Here is a 25,179-nt window from a genome sequence, read left to right on the forward strand (position 1 = left end):
GGGTGGCCCGCACCCGCCAACGGGATAAATCCTTGGCCGATCCGACGATGATGCATCCTCTCCCTTGGCCGATACTTCAAGGATGGAGCAGGTCGAATATCTGGAACCGTCGCTCGCCCAGGTGATCGAGCGGATCGGCCCGCAGTACGTCACGGTCGTCGAAGCGCCGCACGGCGTGGACGTGCCCGTGTCGGGGCCCGCCATCCTCGACCCGGTGCTCGACGACGCGCCCCGCCCGGGAACGCTGGTCCTGCTCGTCGGCCTGACCGCCGGCTCGCCCGACGCCGAGACGACGCTCCACGGCCTGACCGGCGCCGCGGCAGCGGTGGTCCGCGCCGACGTCGCCGCCGCCGAACGGCTCGCGCCCGCCGCCCGCGCCGCCGGGATCGCTCTGGTCGCGCTGCATACGCAGATGCCGTGGAGCCTCCTGCACACGATGGTCGAGGACGCCGTGCTGCTCGGCGACAGCCTGATCTCCGCCCCCGGCCCGCTCGAAGCGCCCGGCCGCGACCTCGGCAGCGTGCCCCTCGGCGACCTGAACGCGCTCGTCAACGTCATCGCCGAGACGTTCGACCGCCCCGTGGGCATCCTGGACACCGAATGGCGGCTGCTGGCGTACTCGGCCGTGCCCGGCCAGGTCAACGACGAACTCCAGCGCCAGGTCATCCTCACCAAATCCGTGCCCGCCTCCAACGCGCCACGCGAGACCCGCCGCCTGCTCCTGACCACCCAGCAGGCGCTGCGCTTCCACACAGGCGAGCCGTTCGACAGCCCCGAACAGCGCGTCTGGCGCATCGGCGTGGGCATCCGCAGCGGTCCCGAACCGCTCGGCATGCTCTGGATCCTGGAAGGCCACGAGCGGCTGCCGGAAGAGCGCCTGGTGCTCGCGGAAGAGTTCGCCCGCCTGGCCGGAGCCCACCTGCTGCGCGCCCGCACCGCCCGCGACGCCGACCGCGAACGGCGCGGCCGCCTGGTCGGTGAGGCCCTGGACGGCGACCCCGCCGCCTGCCGCCGCCTCGGCCTGCCCCGCACGGGTCTGACGGTCCTGGCCATCACCTCACAGGGCCAGCCCGAGCACCTGCTCGACGCCGTCGCCACCTACCTGGACGCCTACCGCCGCTCGGCCGCCTGCGTCCTGCGCGACCACACCGTCTACTGCCTCCTGCCCGCGCCCGACCTCCGCACCGCCCGCGAAACCGCCGCCGACCTGGCCCGCCGCCTGGCCCCCCGCCACCGCCTGACCGCCGCCGTGGGCTCCCCGGCCACCGCCGACACGCTCGCCACCTCACTGCGCCACGCCGACCTGGTGCTCACCGTCCTGCGTTCCTCGGGCGCGCGGGTGGCCACCATCGACGAGGTACGGCCCGCCGCCGCCCTCATCGAACTCCAATCCCTGCTCGCCGCCCACCCGAACCTCCTGCTCCACACCTTCTCCCCGCCCGCAGGCGAAGAGACGGTCACCGCCTGGCTGGAGGCCCACGGCGACATCCGCGCCGCCGCCGCTTCGCTGGCCGTCCACCCCAACACCCTCCGCTACCGGCTACGGCGCCTGGAGTCCTCCGGCTACGACCTCTCCACCCCCGACGCCCGCCTCACCACCTGGCTCCGCCTCCGCCTCTCCCAACCCCCACCTTGACACCCCCACCGGCCTGGGCGACCCTGCGGTGTCGCGGGTTTCCCGGGGTTTCCCGGGCTGGGGTGTGGGTCAGCGGAGGGCGTCTACGGGTTCCATTCGGGCGGCTCGGAGGGCGGGGTAGAGGCCGGCGAGGAGGCCCACGAGGGCGCCGGCGATCGGGGCAGCGACGGCGAGCCGTACATCCAAAACGGGTGTCCACTGCTTGACCGCGCAGATCACCACGATCGCCACCACCCCCACGGACGCGCCGACCACGCCGCCCGTGAGGCCGGTCAGGGACGATTCCAGCAGGAACTGGGCGGCCACGTGCCGGCGGGCGGCGCCGAGGGCGCGGCGCAGGCCGATCTCGGTGACGCGTTCCATGACCGTGACCAGCGTGACGTTCGCGATCCCGACCGCGCCCACCACGAGCGAGACCAGGCCGAGGATCAGGAAGAGCGCGTTGACGTCGTTCTCGACCCCGTCGCGCGCCCTGGTCGGGCTCTGCGGCGCGGTCACCTGCAGCATGGCGGCGTTGGAGGGGCTGAGCGCGAGCGGCGCCTGTTTCGCGATGAGGTCGGCCGCGCCGATGCTGGTGTTGATCAGAACCCGGGTGACCTCGCGCAGGCCGAAGCGCTGGCCGATGGTGGGCGGCAGCAGTACCGCGCTGCCCAGGCTCTTTTCCCGCCGCAGGTCGCCGAGGACTCCGATGACGGTGTACGCGTGCGTCCCGATGAACACGGCCGGAGCGCGGTCGAGCCGCGTCACCCCGAGCAACTGGGCGGCCCGCTCGCCCAGGACCACCACCCTGTCCCCGCGGGCCAGGTGGCCGGCGTCGAAGTAGCGGCCCTGGAGCATGCGGCCCTTGACCGCCTCGGGCAGCCCGGGACTGCTGGCGACCACGGTCAGCGTCAGCTCGGTCATCCGGCTGGGGTCGACGAGTTCGTTGGCCCGGACGCTGATGTTGGCGCTCTCCTTGGCCTCGGCCACCGCGGCGGCCGAGGTCACCCCGCGCAGGCGCGTCACCTCCCGCACGTCGTCCCAGCCGACCAGCGGACGGTCGTCGCCCGGGACGTCCACGGTGACGGAGGTCGCGGTCAGCTCGTCGAAGCGGCCGACGATCTGGTTGCCGGCGGTGGCGGCGGTGCCCAGCGTGATGACGAGGGTGGCGATGCCCAGCACGGTGCCCAGCGCGGTCAGCGCCGAGCGGACGGGACGGGCCAGCAGGCCGGCCGCCGCCTCGTTCCACAGATCAAGGATCTTCACTGAGCACTCCGTCCGTGATCCGCAGCCGGCGCTGAGCGCGGCCGCTCACCTCGTTCTCGTGGGTGATGACGACGATCGTCAGCCCCTGCGCGCACAGGTCGTCGAACAGGGCGAGCACGGTCTCGGTGTTCTTGCTGTCCAGCGCGCCGGTCGGTTCGTCGCACAGCAGCAGCGAGGGCTCGCCGAGCAGGGCGCGGGCGATGGCGGCGCGCTGGCGTTCGCCGCCGGAGAGCCGTTCGGGCGGGAAGTTGACCCGGTGGGACAGTCCGACCCGGTCGAGTTGTTCCAGGGCGCGGGTTCTGCGGTTCTTGCGGTCGCGCCCGCCGTACACCTCGGCGAGCATCACGTTCTCCACCACGCTGCGGTGCGCGAGCAGGTGGAAGGACTGGAAGACGAAGCCGATACGGCTGCCGCGCAGCCTGGTCCGCGCGCTGTCGGGCATCGAGGTGGTCTCGATGCCGTCCAGCAGGTAGCTGCCGGAGGTGGGACGATCCAGCAGGCCCAGCACGTTCAGAAGCGTCGACTTGCCGGATCCCGACGGGCCGACCACCGCCACGTAGTCGGCCGCGCCCACGCGCAGCGACACCTGCGACAGCCCGAGCACCGGCGGGTCGGCGGGGAACTCCTTGGTCAGCCCGGTCAGCTCGATCACCGCCTCAGGCACCGCCGACCACCACCCGATCGCCCTCCTTGAGCTCGCCGGCGACCTCGACGTTGCCGTCGGCGGTCAGCCCGGTGCGTACCTCGACCTCCTTCGTCCGGTCCCCACCGACCTCGACCTGCACCCGAGGCCGGCCGTCCGCCGCCGTGACCACGGCCGCGACCGGCACCGACAGGACCTTCTCCCGGGTCGCGCCGACCGTCACCCGCACGGTGACGCCCGCGCCGGACAGGCCCTTGAGCCCGGCCATCGACTTGGGCGTGATCAGCACCGCCTCCGAGCCGAGCTTGGCCTTGCCCGCTCCTACCGAGCTGACGGTGGCGGGAATGGCCTTGCCCGCCTCGGTCTCGATGACCGCCGCCAGCCCGTGCTTCAACAACTTCGCCTCCGCCGTCTCGACCGAGCCGGACACCACGAACGTCGAGCTCGTCACGGTGGCGAACGCCTTGTCCACCATCCCGCCCGCCTTGACCGCCGCCTTGTGCAGCCGGGCCGGCAGTTTCGGCAGGAACACCACCTCGCCCGCCGGGACGGTCGTGCCGTAGGTGAGCGAGTACTCCGCGAGGATCGCCCTGGCCGCCGCCAGGTCCTTCTGCGCCCCTGCCACCTTGAGCTTGACCGGGGACAGCTGCCTGGCCTGCCGCAACGCCTGCTCGGCCGTGGCGAGGGTCTCGCGGGCGAGCCGTACCGCCTTGCGCGCCTCGGTCAGCCGCCGCTCGCGCGCCTGCGCCGCCTCCACCTGGACGCGGTCGAGCGCCCGGCGCGCGGCGTCCAGGTCGGCGCGCGCGTTCGCGACGCGCAGCTCCTTCAACCTGCCGTCCGACGGGGTCGGCGTGGGGCTGGGGGCGGGACGGTTCGCCTCCTGCTCGGCCTCCAGCAGCTTCTCCTCAGCAGCGCGTACGGCGGCCTCGGCCGCCTCCACCTTGGCCGCGTCCTCGGGGGTGAAGTGGGCCGCCTCCTCCAGCGCCCGGTCGGCCTCCCGCAGGTCCTGCTTGGCGTTGGCCAGCTTGAGCTTGAGCGGCCCCACGTCCCGCCCCTGCTCCAGGGCCTTGCGCTGGTCGGCCAGCGTTTCTTGTGCAGTCTGTACGGCCCGGCGAAGTTCGTCCCGCCGCTGCCTGGCCTCGATCGTGGGCTGCTGCGCCGCGTACCCCTTCTTGGCGTAGAACCGGGTCACCGCCGCGACCGTGGCCGGATCGAACACCCCCGACACCCGCACCCGCAACGCCCGCTGCAACTGCCGGACGTCGTCGCCCTTGGTGCCAGGGGCCAGCGTGCGGTGCATCGGCACCTTGCCGGTGAAGGCGAAGACCGGGCGGCCGTTCACCTCCATGAGCACGCCGCCGTCCCTGACCTTTCCCGGCACCGGGGCGCGGGTGGCGCGCTGGAGCGCCTCGCTGCCGCCGACGACTCCGGCCAGCATGATCGGCTGGGGCGAGCCGTACTCCAGAGTGCCCGCGACGACCACGGTGCTGACCAGCTTGCGCCGCTCCACCAGCGCGGTGACCAGCGACGGCTTGGGCGGCGTGCGCAGCGCGGCCTCGTCCGCCGGCGAGCGCAGCCGCGTGCTCACTCCCCAGCCCGCCCCCGCGACCACGACGACGCCGGCCAGCACGACCAGCAGCTTTTTCTTCCTCACGACTGCGGAAGGAAGCCGAACTTCACCCGCGCCTCGGAGTTGAGCCGCGTGCTCAGCGGGTTGAACGCGGCGTAGAACTCCTTGCCGCACTCCAGGTCGGTCAGCGCCGACTTGATCTCTCTCGTGAGATACGGCCGCGCCGCCGCGGCCGACGGCTCCTTCTGCTTCGCGACGAGTTCCTCCCACTCCTGCGAACCCCTGGCGGCCAGGTCGAGAGGCTTGCTGGAGCTGACCTTCTCCCCCTTGCCGGTCAGGCACTGCGCGAACGGCCCGGCCAGCTCGTTGAGCTTGGCGTCGCCGTTGAGCTCCCTGTCCACCCTCTCGATCTCCTTGGCCGTCAGGTCCGAGAAGTCGGCCAGCGACTTGACCTCGAACCCGAAGACCTTCTTGACCGCGGTGGTGTAGCAGGTCTTGGCCTGCAGCTCGTACGCCTCCAGCTGCCCCTTGTCCAACCCCGCCTTGATGGCCTCGTTGGGATCCTTCCTTTCCGGCTCGCCCCCCTCGTCTTTATAGACAAACCGGGAAAAGGCCCCGAACCCATACTTGGAGCGGACCTCCTTCAAACTCGCGTAGTCGCCGCTCGCCACCCGCTTCTCAAGGTCGGACTGCTTGAACGGCGGCACGTGGATCACATATTTGAAGCCCTTCTGCTTCATGCAGTCCGCGATCAGTGTTTCCCGCTCGTGCCGCTTGTCCTTCGCCCCGGATTCCGGGGCGGCAGCCGTACTCTCTGCGCCGCAGCCCGCCAGCAGCGCGAGCCCCAGCAGGCCGCAGACGGCCAGTCGTTTCTTCATGCCGGACACTCTGGCCCCCGCATCCATCCACCCCGTAGTGCCCGCGTATCCGCCATGTATCAGTTGGCATTTACCGAGCTCTGACGGTGTGCTTGACTCCTCCCTTGTAGCCACAGCCTCGGGGAGGGGCCATGGGGGAGTTCGTCGGGATCGACCCCCGTCAGGCGGAGCAACTGATGCGGGAAATGGCCGGCGGCCAGGCCGTTCTGGGCCGCGCGAGGCCCGGCCTGGAAGCGGCCATCGCCGAAGCGGGCCCCTCCTGGACCGGCCCCGCCGGCACCACGGCCATGCACAAATCCTGGGCCTTTCTCGACGAAAGCCAGCGCGACCTGAAATGGCGCGTGGACACGCTCCGCCAAATGGCCCCCGGCACCGGCCTCCTGAGCGGATCCCTGCCGTTCATCAGCGAAACCGAAGCCGCCCGCCAGGGCACGTCCGACGGCCGCCGCATAGCGGACGCCCTGAAGAAGCTGAAAATCGACCACACCCCAGAGACCTGGAGCGCGATAACCGCAGCCGCGGCCGCCACGCAATCCCACCTGAACGACCCCGCCTACGCCGCCGCCCTGCTGAACGCCCTCGGCCCTGACAGGTTCCGCGCGTTGTTCATGCACTGGATGAAGAACAGGGGCCCGGCCATGGACAAGGGCCTGCCTCCCGGCGTCCTCCAGCAGAGCGGCCTGGGACCACTGGCCCAGGCATACACGAACGCCGAACGCGCCGGCCGCCTCGACGCGAAATGGCTGGACACCTTCCTCACAACCACCCAGCCCGGCGTCCTGACCGCCTTGATCACGCTGGCCCGCCCGTCGAGCAGACTCCTGAACCAGGTGGCCACCAGAGTCCTGGGCCGCCCCCTGGCCGCCGACCTCCCCACCAGCCCCAACTGGAACCTGAACGCCCTGGTAGACGCCTACTCCAAGGACCCTGGTGCCCTCCAGACGCTGCTGGCCACCAACAAGAACGCGGCAGGCTGGCTGCTGCACCCCCAGCGCATCCAGCTCAGCGGCATAGACGGCCTCCAACCCAAGCTGGCCGCGGTCCTCAACCAAGCCCTGTCGGAGGGCCCCCACCGCGACCAGGCGATGTTCAACATCATCCGCAACCTGGGCGCCGAGGACAGCCCCTGGATCTCCACCGACTGGGGCATCTGGCGAGACTCGCCGATCAGCGAAACCCTGGCCAGAAACATGGGCCCCTACCTGGACCAGCTGGCCCGAGCCCAATCCAAACGCGACTCACCCGAACTGACCGCCATCTACCCCACATCCCCCTGGGACACCCTCACCCCCGACGACGCCTCCCGCTTCGTCGGCGTCCTGATGCAGGACAGCGACGCGGCCAAGCTGCTGATGAAAGCCTCCCAGGACTACACGCTGAGCTTGGACATAGGCCGTTTCCGCCCCTTCGGCGACGAGGCCACCCAGGACCAGTACACGTCCCGTGCGGCGCTGGCCGGGGGAGTGGCGAACCTGATGCTGAGCGGGACCACTTATGCGGAGTGGGCTGATGACGAGTACGCGGATTGGGTGGCGGGGGTGTCTTTGCTGCCTGTGTCATGGCTTTCCAACAAATACTGGCCCATCCAAGACCCCACAGCAGCCACGGCCCGCGACTTCGGCCTGGACACGGCAAAAGACGGGCTAAAGGGGGCGATAACCGACTACCTCGACAAGAAGACCCCGGCCACGGCGGAGACCGTTGCGGATGGCATTGTGGCGCGGCAGGCTGAGTGGGTGCAGGATTCACTCACTCAGCACGGTCAGAAGCCATTGACGGCGGCCCAGGAGAATGAGGTTCGCATGGCGTTCCGCGGCCGGCTCTACGATGCCTTGCTCAAGGCCCTGCAACAGCGGGGAGGATGAGAAATGACCGTCCCGAGCCAAAGTGACCTGCTTCGACAGGCGGCTGAAAAGGAACTGCTCGCGACCGCGTTCATCCAGTACGCCGAAGACCTGGACAGGGTTTTCTCCGGCGTTCTGGCACGGCCCCAGGAGGTCGACGCCTTCTGGAAGGGGCCGTCCTCGGACCGCTTCACCTCGCGGGCCGTGCAACTGCACCACGAGATCGACCTGCTACGGGAGAGTTGCACCTCGACTGCCGACCGCCTGCGCAAGCAAGCCCAGCTCGCACGTACCGAGGCGGCTCAACTAACCATCTGAGGGTAGCAGCCGGTCTTGCCGACGATCATGATGTTGGGTTTCTGTGCGGTACGCACGGCAATCAGGAAGGTGATCCCGCTGGTCGGGTGCCGCAATACCGCGGTCCCCAGATTCTCATCACCAAGGTCCGCGTTATCCACAATCACTTCGTAACTACGCAGCCGTAGTGCACTGGCCATCAGACCTACCGCATTGCTCGGCGCGGGCACATAGGGCGGGTCTTTGAAGTAGCCCTCGGCGCGGAAGAAACGCTGGACCTGACCTTTCAGGCATCCCACTTCACTGTTGCGATCCGCCCGTTCCGTGGCGGCGGCGGAACCCGATGAGGCCAGGTCTTGCGAGGCCAGTATTCGGTCGCCTTCCGCGATGAGTAGCTTCGTGGCTTCGTCCAAAGTGGGCTTGTCGGCGTCCCCTGTGCATCCCGTAAGAGTCACCAGCGAAACAAGCATCGCCGCGGCTGCCAGTCGTCGAATGTCTGGGCGCACGACCGGGACACTACCCAACCCGTACTCTCACGTACACCTGTCAAGGTGTCACGCCAGGTAGAGCCGGTCCCGGAACGCCCCCCGCTCCTCAAGCTTGGCAGCGGCAGCCTTCTCGATCACGGCCCAGTCGTGCCCGTCGGCGGTGGCGATGGCTCGGAGCACCTCGTACACGTCCGCGATCTCTTCGGCGACCTCATCGGCCGAGGCGTCGCGGAGTTCGGCGGCCTCCTCGAACAGCTTCTCCACCAGCGCCTGGCGATACTCCGCCAGGTCAAGCACACGAACGACCGGTTCGCCGCCGTTCTGGCGGATGATCTCCGGGATGTTGTCCCGCACCAGCTTCCCCATGACGCGCGAGCCTAACGAGGCGCTCGCGAAGGTCGATCAGAGAGCCCGTACCGTGGAGGCGCGGGGGTCGTCTAGATTGCTCAGCACAGGAGGTGGGCGATGCGACGGATCGTTCTCGTCGGGCTGGGCGACGTTGAGCTGGTCCGCCGGGTGCTCTCTGACCTGCTGCTCAACCCTGCTCTGCGCGGGCAGTTGGAGATCGTGCTTCATGACGGCGATCCGGGGCTCAGGGCCACGGCGGAGGCGCTGGTCAGGTCGCTGGATGCCGAGGCGGACGCGCGGGCGGTGATCAGCGTGAGTGCTGAACGGCGGCGGGCTTTGGCGGGGGCCGATTTTGTGGTGGCGGCCATTGACGTGGGCGGGTTCGAGGCGACGCTCAAGGACTTCGAGATCCCCCACCGGTACGGCCTGCGCCAGACCATAGGCGACACCATCGGCATAGGCGGCATCTTCCGCGGCCTGCGCGGCATCCCGACGTTCGTCGAGCTGGGTCACGAGATGGCCGAGTTGTGCCCCGAGGCGTGGCTGCTGAGCTGCAGTGATCCGATGGCGATGACCGGTCTGGCGGTGCAGCTCGCCACCGGTTTCACCAGGTTCGCGGGCTCGTGTCACGCGGTCTGCGACACCCACCTGTATCTCGCCGATCTGGTGGGCAGGGGGCTGGACGAGGTGGAGTTCGTCACGGCGGGGCTGAATCATCAGTCGTTCGTGCTGCGGTTCGAGGCCGAGGGGCGTTCGCTCTATCCGGAGCTCGATGCCGCCCTGGCCGCCGACGATCAGCATGTCCGCGTGGAGATCTACCGGCGTTTCGGATATTTCCCGACGGAGTCGAGCGAGCACGCGGCCGAGTACTTCCCCTGGTTCATGCGGCACAAGGACGAGACCTCGCGCCTCGGCGTCCAGGTCGAGGAATACCTGAGGCGCAGCGGCCAGACCCTGCACCGCTACGAGGAGACCAGGCGCGCGCTGTCGGCGGGACGCTCGCTGCTGGTGCGCTGGCAGCACCCCGAGCCCGCGTCCGTGGCGATGCTGGCCATGCTGACCGGCCAGCCCAAGGAGGTCTACGTCAACGTCCCGAACGAAGGCCTCATCGAGAACCTGCCGCGCGAGTCCTGCGTGGAGGTTCCGGCCCTGGTCGACGCCGCCGGCATCCACCCCAAGCGGATCGGCGAGCTCCCGGTCCAGCTCGTCGCGCTCAACCGGACCTTCCAGAACGTGGTGGAGCTGACCGTGCGCGCCGTACTCGATGGGGAGAGGCGGCACGTCCACCACGCCGCGATGGTCGACCCCAACACCGCCGCGACGCTGCCGCTGCACGCCATCGAGGCGCTGTGCGACGAGCTGATCGACGCCCACGGCGACCTCATGCCGGAAGGGGTGCGGCGATGACCGAGCCCGTGCCCACGGAGGTGCGGCGCGAGCGCATGCTCGGCCTGCTGATGGAGCAGGAGTTCGCGCGGGTGGCCGAGCTGGCCGAGGCGTTCGGCGTGTCGAGCGTGACCGTCCGCGCGGACCTCGACGCGCTCGAAGAGCACGGCAAAGTACGACGCGTCCGCGGCGGAGCGGTGGCGGCCGGTCCTCCGGCGGCGCCCGGCGAACCGTCGTTCGAGCAGTCACTCGGCGCCGCCGCCGTCGAGAAGGCCCATATCGCCAAGCTCGCCGCCCACCTGGTGCGTTCCGGTGACAGCGTGCTCATGGGCGCCGGCACCACGACCACGTACGTGGCCAGGGAGATGGTGGCGCGTACCGATCTGACCGACGTGACGGTGTTCACCAACGGCCTGCGCACCGCGCTGGAGCTGGAGCCCGCGCTCCCGAGGTTCGCGATCATCGTGACCGGCGGCAGCCTGCGCCGTGCCCAGCATTCGCTGGTGGACCCGCTGGCCAGCAAGCTCCTGGAGGGCGTGCGGGCCGCCAAGGTCTTCCTCGGCTGCGGCGGGGTGCACCCGGAGGGCGGGTTCACCAACGTCAACCTGCCCGACGCGGAGATGAAGCAGCGCATGCTCAGGGCGGGCACCCGGCGGATCATGGTCGCCGACTCCACGAAGCTCGGCGTGATCGAGATGGCCCCGATCTGCCCGCTGAACGGCGTCGACCTGCTCATCACCGGCGAGCAGGCCGATCCCGAGGTCGTGGAGTCGTTGCGCGCGGGCGGGCTAGAGGTTCAGCTGGCGTAGAGAATCGGGCAGCAGGTCCCAGTGCGCCCGGGTCAGGTCGTCGCACATGCGGGAGATGTCCTCCAACGGAAGGGTCGCCGAGGCGTTGGGGTCGACCATGACGGCATGCCGTACATGGTCGGGACGCCCTTCCAGCGCGGCGCGGACGGTCAGTTCCGCGACGCTGACGTAGGCCTGGTTGAGCGCCGCGCACTGCGGCGGCAGCGCGCCCACCCTGGTCGGCCGCACGCCGCCGCTGTCGACCGCGCACGGCACCTCGACCACGCAGCCCGCGGGCAGGTTGGAGATCAGGCCGTCGTTGACGACGTTGCCGTAGACGATGCGCGGCGTGCCGGTCGCGATGCTGTGGATGATCTGCGGGGCGTACTCGTTCGTGCCCTCGACGGTCAGGGCCTGACCATGCCGTACGGCGTCGCGGGTGCGCCCGTATTCCGCGAGGTTCTCCGCACTGATGCGGACATAGTCGCCGACCGGGATGCGCAGCCGTTCGATCTCGCTGTCGTGCCTGAGCAGCCACGGCAGGTACTCGGCGGAATGTTCGCTGGTCTCGGTCGGGTAGTAGCCGAGCCGGCGGAACATCTCCACCCGGACCCGGCGGCTCAGCTCGGGGTCGCGGACGTCGAGCCGGTCGTAGAGGTTCTCGCCGTCGCGCTCGAAGCGCAGCACCCACGCCTGGTGGTTGACGCCCGCGGCGAGGTAGGTGACCTCCTCGTACGGCACGCCGACCAGGGCGGCAAGGTCGTGCATGGTCCAGTAGACCGAGTGGCACAGGCCGACGACGTTGCGTACTTTGCCGGACAGGTACCAGACGTTCATGGCCATCGGGTTGGTGTAGTTGAGCAGCCAGGCGTCGGGGCAGACCGCGTTCATGTCGGCGGCCAGGGCGTCGAGCACCGGGAACGTGCGCAGCGCGCGGAAGACCCCGCCGACCCCGATGGTGTCGGCGATGGTCTGGCGCAGGCCGTAGCGGGCGGGGATCTCGAAGTCGGTCACGGTCGCCGCGTGCCCGCCGACCTGGATCATGTTGATCACGAAGTCGGCGTTCTCCAGCGCGTTCTTCCTGTCGAGGCTGGCGCTGAGGTTGGTGACGCCGATGCGCCGGGCGACCGCCTCGGCCACGTCCAGCCGCTCGGCGTCGATGTCGTGCAGGGCGATATGGGCGTCTTTGAGCTCCGGAAAGGCCATCAGGTCGGCCAGCAGGCCCTGCGTGAACACGACGCTGCCCGCGCCGACGAAAACAATCTTCATGAAGTGGCTTCCTCCCAGGTGGGCTGCGCCGCTGTGCCCCCCGCGGCTCGGGTCGAGAGGGTTCCCGCCTTCGCGGCCACGGCCAGGCTCCGCCGTACGGCGAGGCCGTTCGCCCGCGCGGCGAGGAAGCCCGCGTTGAAGCTGTCACCGGCGCCCACGGTGTCCACGACCTGGGCAGGTGTGGCGGGAACGCGGATCACGGCGCCGTCGTGCACGGCGAGGGCGCCGTCGGCGCCGCACTTGATCACCGGCGTGGTGATCCTGGCGAGCTCGGCCGCCGCCGCCTCCACGGTGGCGGCGCCGGTGACGGCGAGCGCTTCGCGGTCGTTCGGCAGGAAATAGTCGGTCACGGCGAGCAGTTCGTCCAGGCCCTTCCACCGGCCGGACGGGTCGTCGTTGGTGTCGAGCGAGGTGGTGGCCGCGACCGTGCGGAAGAACTCCGCCAGCCCCGGGCCCAGCCCCGGCTGCAGAAAATAGGATGAGACGTGCACATGGGCGGCCCGCAGGCCGTCCGGAATGTCGGCGACCGTCATCCGGTCCAGGCAGCCCGTCGCGGTCAGAATGGCCCGGTCGCTCCCGTCGGTGAGCACGACCGTGAGCGCCGTCTCGGCACCCGGATCCACCACGCAGAACGAGACGTCGACGCCGCGTTTGTCCAGCTCATCGAGGACGAACCGGCCCGCCGCGTCATCGCCCACCCGGCCGGCGAAGGCGGTCCGCAGGCCGAGCCGGGCCGCGCCGCACGCGGTGATCGCCCCGGAGCCGCCGAGCGTCAGCCGTCCCGCCTCGACGAGCTCTTCGCGCTGACCGAAGGCGGGGACCCGGGGCGCGCCGGCGACGATCACGTCCGGGTTGGCGTCACCGACGACGAGTAGGTCGAAGTCCATGCCCCGGACCCTCGCAGCGCCTTCAGTAACTTGTCAATACTTTCGTTTCCGAGGGCATTGACAAGTTTTCGAAAGTCATCATGATGGGCTCCAACGCAATCCCCCCGCCAGGAGGTCCCATGCCCGGCCCAGTCAGCCCGCCGCCGAACGGCGGGCGCCGATGACGTCGACGCTGGTACGGCCGGCGTCCGTCAAACATGCCGCACCCCGGACCCGCAAACGGGGCGACGGCCGGCTCGCGCTCGTCTTCCTGGCCCCCGTCCTGATCGGGTTCGGGGTGTTCTACCTCTATCCGGCGGTACGCGGCGCCTGGTTTTCGATGACCGACTGGAACATGCTGTCCGAGCCCGAGTTCGTCGGCCTCGACAACTACGAGCGGCTGGTCGCCGATCCGCTGTTCTGGAACGCCATGAAGGTCACCGGGTTCTACGTCGTCATGACGGTGGCCGTCCAGGTGGGCCTCGGGCTGCTGCTCGCGGCGCTGCTGCACAGGCTGACCCGATCCCTGGTGGTCAGGACGCTGCTCGTCGTGCCGTGGCTGGTCCCGGGCGTCACCACGGCGCTGCTGTGGATGTGGCTGCTCGACGCCAACCTCGGCTTCGTCAACCACCTGCTCGTCGGTGTCGGACTGCAGAACCAGGGCTTCCTGACCTCGCCTGACCTCGCGCTGCCGAGCATCTCGCTGATCAACTCGTGGAGCGGGACCGGCTACACCGCGCTGCTTCTCTATGCGGGGATGCTGCTGATCCCCAAACAGATCTACGAGGCGAGCGCGATCGACGGCGCGGGGGAACTGCGGCTGTTCTTCAAGGTCACGCTGCCGCTGCTGCGGCCGATCCTGGCGTTCGTGCTGGTCATCTCGCTGATCTCGGCGGTGCAGCTCTTCGACACGGTCGCGGTCGCCACCAAGCCGGGCGGCGGCCCGGTCAACGCGACCCGGGTGATCTACTTCTACATCTACCAGCGGGCCTTCACGAACTTCCAGATGGGCTACGCCTCGGCCATGGCCCTGACCCTGGTGCTCGTGCTGGGCGTGCTGACCTTCGTACAGCTGCGCCTTCTGCGCGCCTCGACCTCGGACCTGTCATGAGACGCGCACTCGGGTGGGCCTGCCTGATCCTGGCCATCGTCATCTCGTTGTTCCCGCTCTACTGGATGATCAGGACGGCGATGACGCCGGGTAGAGAGCTGGCAGGAGACAATTCCGGATTTTTCCCGCAGAACCCTACTTTGTTTAACTTTGAGCGGGTTTTGGGGTTGGTGAGCCCTGAGGAGTCGCGGGCGGCCGGGGGGTCGGGGGCGGAGCTGAACTTCTTCCGCTATCTCGGCAACTCGATCGTCTACACCGGCCTGATCACGATATTTCAGACCTTGTTCTGCGGGATGGCCGGCTACGCCTTCGCCCGCCTGCAGTTCTTCGGGCGCGACGTCCTGTTCGGCCTGTTCGTCGGCGCGCTGATGGTCCCGCCGATCTTCACGCTTCTGCCCAACTTCGTGCTGGTCAAAGAGCTCGGTCTGCTCGACAGCACGGCCGGCCTCATCGCCCCGAGCCTGCTGATGACCCCGTTCGCCGTCTTCTTCCTGCGCCAGTTCTTCCTCGGCTTCCCCCGCGAGGTCGAGCAGGCCGCGCTGATCGACGGCGCGACCAAATGGACCATCTTCTGGCGTGTCGTCCTGCCCATGACCAAGGGCCCGCTGTTCACGCTCGCGCTCACCACCGCGGTCTGGACCTGGAACGACTACCTGTGGCCCCTGCTCGTCGCGCCCGGCGAGGACACCCGCGTGCTGACCACCGCGCTCGGCCTGTTCCTCAAGCAGTCGCCCAACACCCACCCCGACTGGACGGGCCTGATGGCCGGCTCGGTGCTGTCGGTGATCCCCGTGCTGCTGCTCGTGGCCGTCTTCGGCCGCCGCCTGGTGGATTCGATCCAGTTCTCTGGAATGAAGGGATAAATCATGAAGCGAGGCATCTTGGTGCTCGCCCTGCTGGCGGCGGCCGGCTGCGGCGGCGCCCAGCAGACACCCGGCAAGGTGACGCTCACCTACGGCCTCTGGGACGACATCCAGCAACCCGCCTACCAGCAGTGCGCCGACGCCTTCACCAAGGCCAACCCCGACATCACCATCAAGATCACCCAGAACGCCTGGGACCAGTACTGGCAGAACCTCACCACCCAGATGGTCGCCGGCGGGGCCCCCGACGTCATCACCATGCAGGCGTCCTACTACCCCCAGTTCGTCAAGAACGGCCAGCTCCTCGACATCCAGCCCATGGTCGAAGCCGACAAGGTGGACCTGGCGCAGTACCGCCCCGGCCTCGCCGAATCCTGGGTGAAGGACGGCGGACGATACGGCCTCCCCAAGGACTGGGACACCATGGCCGTCATCTACAACACCGACCTGGTGAAGAAGGCCGGAGTAGACCTCTCCGACCTCACCTGGAACCCCACCGACGGCGGCACCTACGAAAAGGCCATAGCCCGCCTCACCATCGACAAGAACGGCAAACGAGGCGACGAGCCGGGCTTCGACAAGACCAAGGTCGCCGTGTACGGCATGGTGCCCGAGCTCAACGACGGCTCCCTCGGCCAGAACAGCTGGGGCAACCTGGCGGTCTCCAACGGCTTCTCCTTCATCGACAAGAACCCGTTCGGCACCAAGTACTTCTACGACAACCCGAAGCTGGCCGAAGCCGCGGCCTGGTACCGCCGCCTGATCGAAAAGGGATACATCGCCCCCTACGACAAGACCAGCACACTCGGCACCGACGCCGTCCTGGCCGCCGGCAAGGGCGCGCTCGGCGTCACCGGCTCCTGGATGATCACCACCTACCTGGGGGCGAAAGAGCAGAAGTTCGCCTTCGCGCCCCTGCCCAAGGGCCCGCTGGGCCGTAAATCCGCCTTCAACGGCCTGGCCGACTCCATCTACTCCGGCACCAAGCACAAGGACGCCGCCTGGAAGTGGGTCAAGTTCCTCGGCTCCACCGCCTGCCAGGACCTCGTCGCCAAGGCCGCCGTCGTCTTCCCCGCCATCACCTCCTCATCGGAGAAGGCGCTCCAGGCACACGAGGCGGCGGGCCGCGACGTCAAGCTCTTCGTCGACCAGGCGAACGACAAGGACGGCACGTTCCTGCTCCCGGTGAGCGACCACGCCGACGAGATCAACGAGATCGTCGGCACCGCGATGGAACAGGTATGGCTCGGCGAAAAGGACGCCCCCTCCGCACTCACCGCGGCCAACACCCAGGTCAACGCCCTCTTCGAAAGGGGATGACATGAACCTCCTCGCCCTGACCTCCCTCTTGCTGACCACCCTGCTGAGCCCGAGCCCGGCCGCCTGGGTCCCCTCGACGTCGGACCGCTGGCAGTACCAGCTGCAGCCCACGGCCACCGGGGCCGGAACGGTAGGCGGCATCCGCCTCAACCTCTGCGCCGTGCCGTACACCGGAGGCGCCTGCGTGAAGCCCAACGTCTACAACATCGACCTCTACGGCCCCGACAAGGTGACCCCGAACAAAGCGGCAGTAACCGCCATCCACAACGCGGGCGCCCACGCCATCTGCTACGTCTCAGCCGGAAGCTGGGAAGACTGGCGCCCCGACAAGAACAGCTTCCCCGCCTCCGTCAAAGGCAACGACCTGGACAACTGGCCGGGCGAGAAATGGCTCGACATCCGCAAACGCAGCATCCTGCTGCCCATCATGGAAGCCAGAGTCGCCAAATGCGACCAGGCGGGCTTCGACTCCGTCGAATTCGACAACGTGGACGCCTTCCAGAACGAGAACACCGGCTTCCCCCTGACCAGCGCCCACCAACTCGCCTACAACAAGGCCCTGGCCGACCTGGCCCACTCCTACGGCCTGTCCGTAGGCCTGAAAAACGACCTGGACCAGGTAGACGCCCTCGCCGACAGGTTCGACTACGCGGTGAACGAAAGCTGCCAGGCCTGGAAAGAATGCGAAGTCCTCGACACTTTCCTGGACGCCGGAAAGCCCGTCTTCCAGATCGAATACACCGACGAAGGCGCCAAGGCAAGCACGACGTGCCCACCCGCGAACAAGGCCTCCAGAAGCACCATCCTCAAAACCCTCGCCCTCACCGCCACCCCCTGGACCCCCTGCCGCTGAGCAAGGGAATGCCGAGCCGCTCGAACATGTGGTTGGTCTCCGGGTCTTTCGAGAACAGCACCGCTCCGGACATTCCCCTGGTGGCCAGCACCCGATAGGTGTTGCGGACCAGCTCACCGAACCGGGGCGCGCCATTGACCTGGGAATCCTTGTTCGCCTGCCGGTTCGCCTGCCATCCTTCGCCCCTCCAGACCAGGTCCTCTCCGAAGATGACGCCCGCGTAGTCGTACTCGAAGCCCTGAGCGGTGTAGATGCAGCCGACCTGCCCGAACCCCGCCGGGTGGGTGGCCCAGAGACTGGACGGAGGGACACCGTTCTTCTCCCGCTCGGCCCGCGAGTTCCAGGGGCGACGCCAGTCACCGATCTGAACGTCCTCCACCAGGGTTCCGTCAGCCAGAGGGTCGCTCCACGGCCAGCAGAAGCCGGCCGCCATCCGGGCAGTGCGGCCCTCATCCTGCTTGGCGCGTAGAAAATCCTCCATGCCCGCGGGAGTACGGGCGACGTACAGCTCGAAGGTCTCCAGAGGCCGCCACGGTTGTGGGCCGTGCTCCCACCCAAGCCCCAGGAGCTGCTCCACCCAGGTGACATATTCCGGACAACCGCCGCACCGGAACTGGTGGCGCAGGTCGATCTGCTGAACCTTCACCCCCATGTCGTTCGCGGCGTCATGGATCAGCCGAACGGAGCCCACCTCGCCGCGGCGGACCAGCTGGTGCTCATCGAGCAAGAACACCGGAACGGCGGCCGCCTCGATCAGCTCCTGCACCTGAGGCCGTCCCTGCCGCGGGCCGTCGAAGTGGCGGCGGCGGTCGGACGTCTCCCGGAGGCGGTGGGCCTCGTCGCAGATCAGAACGTCGATGTCGTGCGGCGTCGCATGGGTGTAGCTGTTGAAGTAGGAGAAACTACGCGCGGCACGCCGATTCACCTTCTCCACGTTGTCGCGCAAGGTCAGCGTGAAGGATTTGCTGCCGGTGGCGTGCACCGCACGGATGCCGTGCCGGTTCAGCGCGCCCAGCAGTTCCACGGCGATCACGCTCTTCCCGGTGCCCGGACCGCCCACGATCAGGACCGCCTCCTAGGGCGCACCCCGCTTGCTCGCGTTCACAGCCCCTCACATACTCGAAGGCGTCCCTTTGCTCATTGAGCAGAGGAAAGACCGACCGCTCGCACACACTCTCACTCACCAGCGCCATCAGGCTTTCCGTCGGCAGCACCGGCGTCTCGAGAAACTCCTGAGCGTGGTCAGCCGCCTTTTCCGGCGAGAGTACGGCCCGCAGCGCCTTCTTGAACTGCTCCCGATGGTCGGAGCAGAACATCCGGACCAGGGAGGTGTCATATTCCAGCCCGACGGCCTTCGGCCGGATGGCCGCCAGATTCGCGCTTACGGCATTGTGCATGTTGACGATGCAGTGAACCTGGGCCGCCTGCCGTACCAGCGGAATATAGTCCACGAGGACCTGGCGGTAGTCCCAGACCTGCCTGATGGGGTGTGAGTACGGCCGGGCGTTCGGCGACCTGGAGAGGATGACCAGTTCGGGCGCCGGTCCGGGCGCGGCCCATTGCCACTGCTTATTCTCCACCACGACCAGTGACATCTGTCCGGTGCCCGGAATGGAGCCGATCAGAACCATGTCCATCCGCACGTCGCTGATGGGTGTCTTCAGCTCTATCAGCACCTGCACGTCGTCCAGGCCGGCTTCCAGCAGGAGGCCAATGACGGAGGGGATGCTGTTGCGCCAGGAATCGACTTCCTGCGGGTTGAGTTCGCCGCCGATCAGCTCGTCATAGCCGCGTCTGAGCTCGGCTAATAGCCTGCCCGCGGAGATGAGCGCGGCGAGTTCGCCGGCGGTTGCGTGGTAGAGACAGCGCGACGCCACGAAAGCTGCTCCTTCTCACCGCATCAAGTTGGCGAGGTGGTCCCGTAGTTCGGGGTTGACCGCGTAGATGGCTGTTCCGCGCATGCCGCGGGTGAGTAGGACTTTGTAGATGTTGCGGATGAGCTGGTCGAAGTCGCGGTCGGGGACGGATTTGCGGCTTTTGAAGGCCGGGTCCTTGTTCTAGGTGCGGTCGGTGATGATCTGTCCGTCGCGGACGGTCAGGTCAGGGCCGAGGATGACGCCGTTCCAGTCGTATTCGAATCCTTGGGCGGTGTAGACGCAGCCGACCTGTCCGAAGCCGTTGGGTTCGCTGGCCCAGAGCATGCTGGGTGGGTAGTCGCCGACGGCGCGGTCGTTCTTGACGTTCCAGGGGCGGGTCCAGTCGCCGATGACGATGTCGTTGACGAGGGTGTCGTCGGGGCGGGGGTCGCTCCAGGGCCAGTAGTAGCCGGCGGTCATGCGGGCGGTTCCGCTCTTGTTGCTGAGGTAGGCCTCGAGTTCTTGGGGGGAGTGGGCGAGTTGGAGGTGGAAGTCCTGGTCCCCGTCCCACTCCATGGGTCCGCCGTCGGCCAGGCCGAGCAGGCGGAGTACCCATTGTTCGTATTTGCGGCTGCCGCCGCAGCGGAACTGTTCGTCGAGTGAGACGAGCCGGACGTCATGTCCTTTGGCGCGGGCGTATTGTTCGATGCCGGTGACGGTGCCGAGTTCGCCGGGCCGTACCACTTGGTGCTGGTCGAGCAGGAAGACCGGGACCCGCGCCGCGGACAGCAGTTCGTCGAGCTGGCCGCGTCCGGTGCGCTTGGCGGCCGGGGTGAAGCGGCTGGTGGAGGTTTCGCGGATGCGGTGGGCCTCGTCGCAGATCAGCACGTCCATGCCGTTCTGCTCGGCGTCGGTGAAGCTGTTGAAGTATTTGAACAGGTTCTTGATCCGGGTGCTGCCGCGGCCGGGGTAGCGGCGCATGGTCTGGGTGAACGATTGTGATCCGGTGGCGTGCAGTGCCGAGCGTCCTTGGCGGTAGAGCTCGCCGAGTAGTGAGAGGGCGATGACGCTTTTGCCGCTGCCGGGTCCGCCGGTGACCACGACGACTTGTTTGGTGTCGGCTCGTCGTGCCTTGTCGACGGCGCCCATGACCATTTCGTAGGCGATCTGTTGTTCGTCCAGGAGGGTGAACTGCTCGCGCTCGCGGATCTCTTAGGCGGCGTAGGTCATGAGTTGTTTGCTGGGCGCGACCGCGCTGGATAGGAGCCGGTCGGCGGCGTCGGCGCCCGGTTTGTCGGACAGGCGTTCGCTGAGGTAGCGGAGGAACTCGCCGCGTCGTTGTTTGGTGAACAGGCGGCTTCGTTCGTCGCGGACCTGTTCCGGCAGTCCGTCGATGTCCAGGTCCATGGCGTTGTGCAGGTAGGCGGCGCCGTGCACGGTGTTCGGCTGGAGTGCTCCGAGGAAGTCGCACATGTACTCGCAGTAGCGGCGTACCTGCTCGGCGGGGTGGAGCCGTTCGCCGCCCGGCAGACCGTCCACGATGACGAGGTGTTCGCCCAGTTCGGACGGTTCGGCGCGGGTCCACTGCTTGAGCTCGACGACGACGTAGGAGTCTTCGCCGGTGCGGGGATGGACTCCGGCGAGCACCACGTCGACCCGCTTGCTGGTGAGCGGAAGCTTGTACTCCACCAGCATCTCGACCCGGTGCAGCCCGGCGTCGGCCAGATCACGCGCGAGGACGGGCAGGCTCCGCTGCCAGGACTTGACCTCGGAAGGAGAAGCGCGACGTCCCGTCGTCACCCGCACGTGCTCGGCGATCACCTCCGCGAACGCGGCCTCGTTCGGCGAGACCAGCAGATTCTCGACAGAGAGCCGCAGCGCCGTCACAGATCGTCCCCCAGGCAGCACGAAGTCACTCGTGCGGGTGGAGGCGTATCCGCACCGGCCGAAGCCAGACGACCGCGGAAGCCCGTCGGGCCGCATCACATGGTCATCAAAAGCGTAGCGGCGCAGGTGCCGCAGCGACACCTGCCCATCGATGGAGATTGTCGATCAGGTGCCGCTGACGGACGCGTAGTCGGGCCTCAGATGATGCTGAAGGCCGTCTTCATGTAATCACCAAAAGCGGTCCTTGCTCGCGACTTGTGAGTGAGTCAGGTGTACGGCTAATATCGCGACCCCACAGATGTCAGGTGGGAGTGTATGGTCCCTCCCGAAGAAGCCCAGCGGATGCTGGCCGCGATCGCGAAATTGGCCGAAGAGCAGGGAAACGCCCTAGAGCGGGCATTTCACCTCTTCGGTGACGGCGCCTTGCTCGGACCCGGAGCCTCACGCATACACCAGGGTTTGACCGAGCAGCACAGGATTGTGCGCCAAGCATTTCTCCGCGCCTTCGACGCTGTCGAGCAGATCGCGACGGCCCAGGGGAAACCGGCCGGCGTCAACCCTCCGCATGTCCGCCCGTCTCCGGCGGCTCTCCCGCCATCACCCGGCGGATATGTCGGCGGCTCGCCCGCACTCATGCAGGCATTGGACGATGAATTCGGCCGCGTGGGAAGAAACTGGCAGGACGCGGGGCGAGAGCTTTCCGGAGTGTTGTCCAGACTGGGCTTGGCCACTACGGCGGGTCAAACAGTCGCGATGGCCGGTGGTCGGCTTCTCGAGCAGCGTGATGACCTCCGGCGACGCCGTGCCCAGCTCCTGGAGACGCCCGCACCCAGCCTTGGCGTGCTCGGCGCGCGCAGCCGAACCGGCTCTCCGGTGGAGGACCTCGCGGAGCAGGCGACCTCACTCATCGACAAGGGGATCGCATGGTACGGAGACTTCTGGGCGGCCAACATCGGCCGGCTGAGCGTGAAACTGGGCAGACCGGAGATCGGCAAGGCCGCCCAGCAGTACGTTGACAAGATCGCGGAGCCGTTCGTCCAGGGCGCGAACGAGGGAGGCTGGGCGCTGCTCAAAGGCGCCTGGAACTGGTCACAGCTCGGCCTGATCACTGATCCGGTCGGCTATCTGAACCGCCTTCGCGGGGCGGGAGAAACGGCCGACTTCGCCAGGCGGCAACCGGTCGAGTTCGCCAAGGCGCTCGTAGATCTGGAAACTCTGCAGAACGACCCTGGCCGCTGGTTCGGCCGTCTCCTGCCCGACATCATGCTCAGCGTCGCCACGGCGGGTGCGGGCACCGGGATCACGTCCGCGAACCGCCTCCCCAAGGGACTCAACAACGGTAGCCACCCAGGGATCTCAGCGAAGTCGCCCTTCCAGGATCCGGCCATCACTCGTCATGCCGGCAACGCGAAGCAGACGGAGTTCGACGCGAACTTCGCCAACATTAAGGACGTGAATCCGCAGTTCTCCACACGGGCCTGGGAATACAGCAATAATTGCCAGAGCTGCGTCGTGGTCGTGGATCGTGTTCTCGGAGGTTCCCCGCCTATATCCGCCGTTCCGCACCATCCAGCACACCCATTCAAATGGCCTGGCAGTGTGACCGACAGCGTCGGCGGTGGACGGGCGTTCCGCCAGGTCAAAGATTATGACGAGATCGTCTCGGAGATGCTCAAGTCAGGAGACGGCGCCCGCGGAATCGTCCACGGCATCCGCGTCGATCCACGAACTGGGCTACCTCGCGCGGGTCACGTCTTCAACGTGGTGAACCGTGGTGGAAAGATATACTTCGTCGACGGCCAGTCCGGAACGTGGGCGACGCCGGAGACGTATTCCCGTATCGAATTTCTGCGCACGAACTAGCCAGGAGGAAAGAGCGTTGGACATCGAGCAGGCCAAAGTGCTGGCCGAGCGCTGTCTCGCACGCTTCTCAACCGCCGAGGAGCCGTTGGCCTTTTACGGCGACGAAACAATAGACGACCTCGGATGGTGTTTCGTCTTCCCCTGGAACACGGCACGTTTCGTTGAGACGCGCGATTTCGCTCACGTGCGCGGCCCCGGGTACGGCCCGATCGTCGTGGTCAAGGGCAGCGGCGACACCTGGATGATGAACGGACTGCCAGAAGATCAACAGCTCGCCGCCTACCTCGCGGAGCACGGCCTGTCCCCTGACGGCAAGTAGACGGCCCCGCCCGCCCGATGGGCTCTCATAGAGTTCTTAGGCGGGCTTTATAGCGCTTTTCGCTGACTTTGATGACGATGGGGCGATGGAGCGCGTGCCGCAGGATGCCGGTGCGGTCGAGGCTCAGGGGGCCGGGGCCGGGCGGGTTCGGCGATTCGTCGTCGCAGGCGGTGCGCTGCTGGCCGTGGCACTGCTGGCGTACTGGCTGGGAAGCAGTGGCGGGAACGGTGGTGAGGCCGCGCCCGGGCCGAGTCCGACGCCGACCCCCAGCGCGACGTTGACCACGCCCGAGGTGTTTCAGAAGGTCGGGCCGTCGGTGGTGGTCATCCAGGCCGGCAAGGCGTTCGGGACCGGGATGATCGCCGCCGAGGACGGGACGATCCTGACGGCGCACCACGTCGTCAAGGGTGCGAAGGACGTCACCCTGACGTTCGCGGACGGCACCAAGGCGAAGGCGACCGTGGCGTCGTCGAATCCCAAGCGGGACATCGCCACGCTCAAGCCCGAGAAGCTGCCGGAGATCGTCGTTCCGGCCACGCTCGGTGGCGCGGTCTCGGTGGGTGCGCCGGTCGTGGCGATTGGGAATCCGCTTGGGCTGACGTACAGCGTCTCCACGGGCGTGGTGTCGGGTCTGGACCGTACGTCCGAGGAGGGTGATCTGAGGGGGCTCATCCAGTTTGATGCCTCGGTCAATCCGGGCAGTTCCGGCGGTCCGCTGCTGGATGCTCGCGGCCTGGTCATCGGGGTCGTGGTGTCGATCGCAGATCCGGGCGGCGACGAGGCGTTCGCCGGGATCGCGTTCGCGGTGCCGATCGGCGTGGCGCTGGGCGGCGACGAAGGGGACGGCCCGCCGGGCGGGCCCCAGATCTGAAGGAAGGCCATGACCCATCCGCTTGAACAGGTGTTGTTCGAGGTCAAACGTACGATCGTCGGGCAAGACGTCCTGCTGGAGCGCATGGCCGTGGCGCTGATCGCGGACGGTCATCTGCTGGTGGAGGGCGTGCCCGGTCTGGCCAAGACGCTCGCGGTGAAGTCGCTGGCCGCCGCGATCGACGGGAGTTTCCAGCGGGTTCAGTTCACGCCGGACCTGGTGCCCGCCGACCTCGTGGGTACGCGGGTCTACCACCAGCACTCCGGCGAGTTCCGAACCGAGCTCGGCCCGGTCTTCGCGAACCTGCTGCTTGCCGACGAGATCAACCGTGCCCCGGCCAAGGTGCAGAGCGCCCTTCTGGAGGTGATGCAGGAGCACCAGGTGACGATCGGCCGTGAGACGTTCCGGGTGCCGGAGCCGTTCCTGGTGATGGCGACGGAGAACCCGATCGAGTCCGAGGGGACCTACCCGCTGCCCGAGGCGCAGGTCGACCGGTTCATGATGAAGGTGGTCGTGGACTATCCGACGCAGTCGGAGGAGCAGGCGATCGTCGCACGGGCGCTGCGTCCGCCCGAGCCGCCGCAGCCGACGGTGACGGCCGAGGACCTGATCGCGATGCGGGCCCGTGCTCAGCAGGTGTACGTCGATCCGGCCATCGTCGACTACGCGGTTCGGCTCGTCGCCGTCACGCGTACCCCCGCGACCGCAGGGCTCGGTGAGCTGGAGCGGTACGTCACCTACGGCGCCAGCCCGCGCGCGTCCATCGCGCTCGTCACGGGCGCGCGGGCGCTGGCCTTCCTGCGCGGCCGCGACTACGCCCTGCCGCACGACCTGTCCGAGCTGGCACTCGACGTTTTACGGCACCGCCTGGTCCTGTCCTACGAGGCGCACGCGGACGACGTCGACCCGGACACGATCATCACCAGGGTGCTCGGGGCCGTCCGGGCGCCCGACGTCGTCCTGCAGAACCGCTGAACC

Annotated in this window: 24 protein-coding genes and 1 pseudogene; 13 read left to right on the top strand and 12 right to left on the bottom strand. The window is 67.9% G+C overall.

Going from position 1 to position 25,179, the window contains the following annotated elements:
• Positions 1-82: 82 nt before the first annotated feature.
• Complete coding sequence (locus tag HNR40_RS43520; protein WP_184972288.1) at positions 83-1,636, top strand: PucR family transcriptional regulator; 1,554 nt, start codon at positions 83-85, stop codon at positions 1,634-1,636.
• Positions 1,637-1,705: 69 nt separating this feature from the next.
• Here the strand turns inward: HNR40_RS43520 and HNR40_RS43525 are convergent, their stop codons facing one another.
• The 4 genes from HNR40_RS43525 to HNR40_RS43540 are packed head-to-tail and all read right to left on the bottom strand — an operon-like array spanning position 1,706 to position 5,972.
• Positions 1,706-2,881 (bottom strand): ABC transporter permease, encoded by a 1,176-nt coding sequence (locus HNR40_RS43525; RefSeq protein WP_184972290.1) that lies wholly within the window; start codon positions 2,879-2,881, stop codon positions 1,706-1,708.
• Complete coding sequence (locus tag HNR40_RS43530; RefSeq protein ID WP_184972292.1) at positions 2,868-3,545, bottom strand: ABC transporter ATP-binding protein; 678 nt, start codon at positions 3,543-3,545, stop codon at positions 2,868-2,870. The genes HNR40_RS43525 and HNR40_RS43530 overlap by 14 nt, the downstream gene beginning before the upstream one ends.
• On the bottom strand, positions 3,538-5,178 hold the full coding sequence (locus HNR40_RS43535; RefSeq protein ID WP_184972294.1) for a peptidoglycan-binding protein: 1,641 nt from the start codon (positions 5,176-5,178) through the stop codon (positions 3,538-3,540). Before HNR40_RS43535 ends, HNR40_RS43530 begins: the two co-directional genes overlap by 8 nt.
• Positions 5,175-5,972, bottom strand: a complete 798-nt coding sequence (locus HNR40_RS43540; protein ID WP_184972296.1) for a hypothetical protein — start codon at positions 5,970-5,972, stop codon at positions 5,175-5,177. Before HNR40_RS43540 ends, HNR40_RS43535 begins: the two co-directional genes overlap by 4 nt.
• Before the next feature lie 131 nt (positions 5,973-6,103).
• On the opposite strand from HNR40_RS43540, the gene HNR40_RS43545 reads away from it, so the two are divergent.
• Together HNR40_RS43545 and HNR40_RS43550 are read left to right on the top strand one after the other, a co-directional pair.
• A complete protein-coding gene (locus HNR40_RS43545) occupies positions 6,104-7,837 on the top strand; it encodes a hypothetical protein (protein ID WP_184972298.1) in 1,734 nt (577 codons plus the stop codon).
• 3 nt (positions 7,838-7,840) lie between these two features.
• Positions 7,841-8,134 carry a hypothetical protein gene (locus HNR40_RS43550; RefSeq protein WP_184972300.1) on the top strand — a complete coding sequence of 98 codons (294 nt, stop codon included), beginning with the start codon at positions 7,841-7,843 and terminating at the stop codon, positions 8,132-8,134.
• Here HNR40_RS43550 and HNR40_RS43555 read toward each other — a convergent pair.
• Together HNR40_RS43555 and HNR40_RS43560 are read right to left on the bottom strand one after the other, a co-directional pair.
• The gene (locus HNR40_RS43555) at positions 8,119-8,619 is read right to left on the bottom strand and encodes a hypothetical protein (RefSeq protein ID WP_184972302.1); all 501 of its coding nucleotides are present in this window, start codon (positions 8,617-8,619) and stop codon (positions 8,119-8,121) included. The two genes, HNR40_RS43550 and HNR40_RS43555, sit on opposite strands and share 16 nt — an antisense overlap.
• A 48-nt stretch (positions 8,620-8,667) precedes the next feature.
• Positions 8,668-8,967, bottom strand: a complete 300-nt coding sequence (locus tag HNR40_RS43560) for a nucleoside triphosphate pyrophosphohydrolase (protein WP_184972303.1) — start codon at positions 8,965-8,967, stop codon at positions 8,668-8,670.
• A 99-nt stretch (positions 8,968-9,066) separates the two neighbouring features.
• Between HNR40_RS43560 and HNR40_RS43565 the strand changes: the two genes are divergently transcribed.
• Entirely contained in the window at positions 9,067-10,356 is a 1,290-nt protein-coding gene (locus HNR40_RS43565; protein WP_184972305.1) for a family 4 glycosyl hydrolase, read from the top strand.
• Positions 10,353-11,144 (top strand): DeoR/GlpR family DNA-binding transcription regulator, encoded by a 792-nt coding sequence (locus HNR40_RS43570; protein WP_184972307.1) that lies wholly within the window; start codon positions 10,353-10,355, stop codon positions 11,142-11,144. The genes HNR40_RS43565 and HNR40_RS43570 overlap by 4 nt, the downstream gene beginning before the upstream one ends.
• On the opposite strand, the gene HNR40_RS43575 is transcribed toward HNR40_RS43570, so the two are convergent.
• Positions 11,124-12,392: an alpha-glucosidase/alpha-galactosidase gene (locus HNR40_RS43575; RefSeq protein ID WP_184972309.1), complete on the bottom strand. Its 1,269-nt coding sequence runs from the start codon at positions 12,390-12,392 to the stop codon at positions 11,124-11,126. The two genes, HNR40_RS43570 and HNR40_RS43575, sit on opposite strands and share 21 nt — an antisense overlap.
• Positions 12,389-13,279 (bottom strand): carbohydrate kinase family protein, encoded by an 891-nt coding sequence (locus HNR40_RS43580; protein WP_184972311.1) that lies wholly within the window; start codon positions 13,277-13,279, stop codon positions 12,389-12,391. The genes HNR40_RS43575 and HNR40_RS43580 overlap by 4 nt, the downstream gene beginning before the upstream one ends.
• Positions 13,280-13,439: 160 nt before the next feature.
• On the opposite strand from HNR40_RS43580, the gene HNR40_RS43585 reads away from it, so the two are divergent.
• The 4 genes from HNR40_RS43585 to HNR40_RS43600 are packed head-to-tail and all read left to right on the top strand — an operon-like array spanning position 13,440 to position 17,405.
• On the top strand, positions 13,440-14,369 hold the full coding sequence (locus HNR40_RS43585) for a carbohydrate ABC transporter permease (RefSeq protein WP_184972314.1): 930 nt from the start codon (positions 13,440-13,442) through the stop codon (positions 14,367-14,369).
• On the top strand, positions 14,366-15,232 hold the full coding sequence (locus HNR40_RS43590) for a carbohydrate ABC transporter permease (protein ID WP_184972316.1): 867 nt from the start codon (positions 14,366-14,368) through the stop codon (positions 15,230-15,232). The genes HNR40_RS43585 and HNR40_RS43590 overlap by 4 nt, the downstream gene beginning before the upstream one ends.
• A gap of 3 nt (positions 15,233-15,235) precedes the next feature.
• Positions 15,236-16,552 (top strand): ABC transporter substrate-binding protein, encoded by a 1,317-nt coding sequence (locus tag HNR40_RS43595; protein ID WP_184972318.1) that lies wholly within the window; start codon positions 15,236-15,238, stop codon positions 16,550-16,552.
• A gap of 1 nt (position 16,553) precedes the next feature.
• On the top strand, positions 16,554-17,405 hold the full coding sequence (locus HNR40_RS43600; RefSeq protein WP_184972320.1) for an endo alpha-1,4 polygalactosaminidase: 852 nt from the start codon (positions 16,554-16,556) through the stop codon (positions 17,403-17,405).
• On the opposite strand, the gene HNR40_RS43605 is transcribed toward HNR40_RS43600, so the two are convergent.
• From HNR40_RS43605 to HNR40_RS55575, 4 genes and pseudogenes are all read right to left on the bottom strand, one after another.
• Positions 17,374-18,423: a DNA/RNA helicase domain-containing protein gene (locus HNR40_RS43605; protein WP_246510375.1), complete on the bottom strand. Its 1,050-nt coding sequence runs from the start codon at positions 18,421-18,423 to the stop codon at positions 17,374-17,376. The genes HNR40_RS43600 and HNR40_RS43605 overlap by 32 nt on opposite strands.
• Positions 18,308-19,282 (bottom strand): hypothetical protein, encoded by a 975-nt coding sequence (locus HNR40_RS55565; RefSeq protein WP_246510305.1) that lies wholly within the window; start codon positions 19,280-19,282, stop codon positions 18,308-18,310. The genes HNR40_RS43605 and HNR40_RS55565 overlap by 116 nt, the downstream gene beginning before the upstream one ends.
• 15 nt (positions 19,283-19,297) lie before the next feature.
• Positions 19,298-20,416 (bottom strand): annotated as a pseudogene (locus HNR40_RS55570) (DUF2075 domain-containing protein).
• A gap of 57 nt (positions 20,417-20,473) precedes the next feature.
• Entirely contained in the window at positions 20,474-21,148 is a 675-nt protein-coding gene (locus tag HNR40_RS55575) for a hypothetical protein (RefSeq protein WP_246510311.1), read from the bottom strand.
• A 342-nt stretch (positions 21,149-21,490) separates the two neighbouring features.
• Between HNR40_RS55575 and HNR40_RS43615 the strand changes: the two genes are divergently transcribed.
• The 4 genes from HNR40_RS43615 to HNR40_RS43630 all read left to right on the top strand — a co-directional run bounded on the left by HNR40_RS43615 (position 21,491) and on the right by HNR40_RS43630 (position 25,176).
• Entirely contained in the window at positions 21,491-23,011 is a 1,521-nt protein-coding gene (locus HNR40_RS43615; RefSeq protein ID WP_184972324.1) for a toxin glutamine deamidase domain-containing protein, read from the top strand.
• 16 nt (positions 23,012-23,027) lie between these two features.
• Positions 23,028-23,330, top strand: a complete 303-nt coding sequence (locus HNR40_RS43620; protein WP_184972326.1) for a YrhB domain-containing protein — start codon at positions 23,028-23,030, stop codon at positions 23,328-23,330.
• Positions 23,331-23,415: 85 nt separating this feature from the next.
• A complete protein-coding gene (locus HNR40_RS43625; RefSeq protein ID WP_184972328.1) occupies positions 23,416-24,201 on the top strand; it encodes a S1C family serine protease in 786 nt (261 codons plus the stop codon).
• Positions 24,202-24,210: 9 nt separating this feature from the next.
• The gene (locus tag HNR40_RS43630; RefSeq protein WP_184972330.1) at positions 24,211-25,176 is read left to right on the top strand and encodes an AAA family ATPase; all 966 of its coding nucleotides are present in this window, start codon (positions 24,211-24,213) and stop codon (positions 25,174-25,176) included.
• The last annotated feature ends 3 nt before the right edge of the window (positions 25,177-25,179 follow it).

The organism is Nonomuraea endophytica, assembly GCF_014203235.1.
Classification (GTDB): domain Bacteria; phylum Actinomycetota; class Actinomycetes; order Streptosporangiales; family Streptosporangiaceae; genus Nonomuraea; species Nonomuraea endophytica.

Coding starts and splice junctions, on each gene's coding strand:
- HNR40_RS43520 (WP_184972288.1), top strand. CDS start 83: ATGGAGCAGGTCGAATATCTGGAACCGTCGCTCGCCCAGGTGATCGAG.
- HNR40_RS43540 (WP_184972296.1), bottom strand. CDS start 5,972: ATGAAGAAACGACTGGCCGTCTGCGGCCTGCTGGGGCTCGCGCTGCTG.
- HNR40_RS43545 (WP_184972298.1), top strand. CDS start 6,104: ATGGGGGAGTTCGTCGGGATCGACCCCCGTCAGGCGGAGCAACTGATG.
- HNR40_RS43550 (WP_184972300.1), top strand. CDS start 7,841: ATGACCGTCCCGAGCCAAAGTGACCTGCTTCGACAGGCGGCTGAAAAG.
- HNR40_RS43560 (WP_184972303.1), bottom strand. CDS start 8,967: ATGGGGAAGCTGGTGCGGGACAACATCCCGGAGATCATCCGCCAGAAC.
- HNR40_RS43565 (WP_184972305.1), top strand. CDS start 9,067: ATGCGACGGATCGTTCTCGTCGGGCTGGGCGACGTTGAGCTGGTCCGC.
- HNR40_RS43570 (WP_184972307.1), top strand. CDS start 10,353: ATGACCGAGCCCGTGCCCACGGAGGTGCGGCGCGAGCGCATGCTCGGC.
- HNR40_RS43575 (WP_184972309.1), bottom strand. CDS start 12,392: ATGAAGATTGTTTTCGTCGGCGCGGGCAGCGTCGTGTTCACGCAGGGC.
- HNR40_RS43580 (WP_184972311.1), bottom strand. CDS start 13,279: ATGGACTTCGACCTACTCGTCGTCGGTGACGCCAACCCGGACGTGATC.
- HNR40_RS43585 (WP_184972314.1), top strand. CDS start 13,440: ATGACGTCGACGCTGGTACGGCCGGCGTCCGTCAAACATGCCGCACCC.
- HNR40_RS43590 (WP_184972316.1), top strand. CDS start 14,366: ATGAGACGCGCACTCGGGTGGGCCTGCCTGATCCTGGCCATCGTCATC.
- HNR40_RS43595 (WP_184972318.1), top strand. CDS start 15,236: ATGAAGCGAGGCATCTTGGTGCTCGCCCTGCTGGCGGCGGCCGGCTGC.
- HNR40_RS43600 (WP_184972320.1), top strand. CDS start 16,554: ATGAACCTCCTCGCCCTGACCTCCCTCTTGCTGACCACCCTGCTGAGC.
- HNR40_RS43615 (WP_184972324.1), top strand. CDS start 21,491: ATGCTGGCCGCGATCGCGAAATTGGCCGAAGAGCAGGGAAACGCCCTA.
- HNR40_RS43625 (WP_184972328.1), top strand. CDS start 23,416: ATGGAGCGCGTGCCGCAGGATGCCGGTGCGGTCGAGGCTCAGGGGGCC.
- HNR40_RS43630 (WP_184972330.1), top strand. CDS start 24,211: ATGACCCATCCGCTTGAACAGGTGTTGTTCGAGGTCAAACGTACGATC.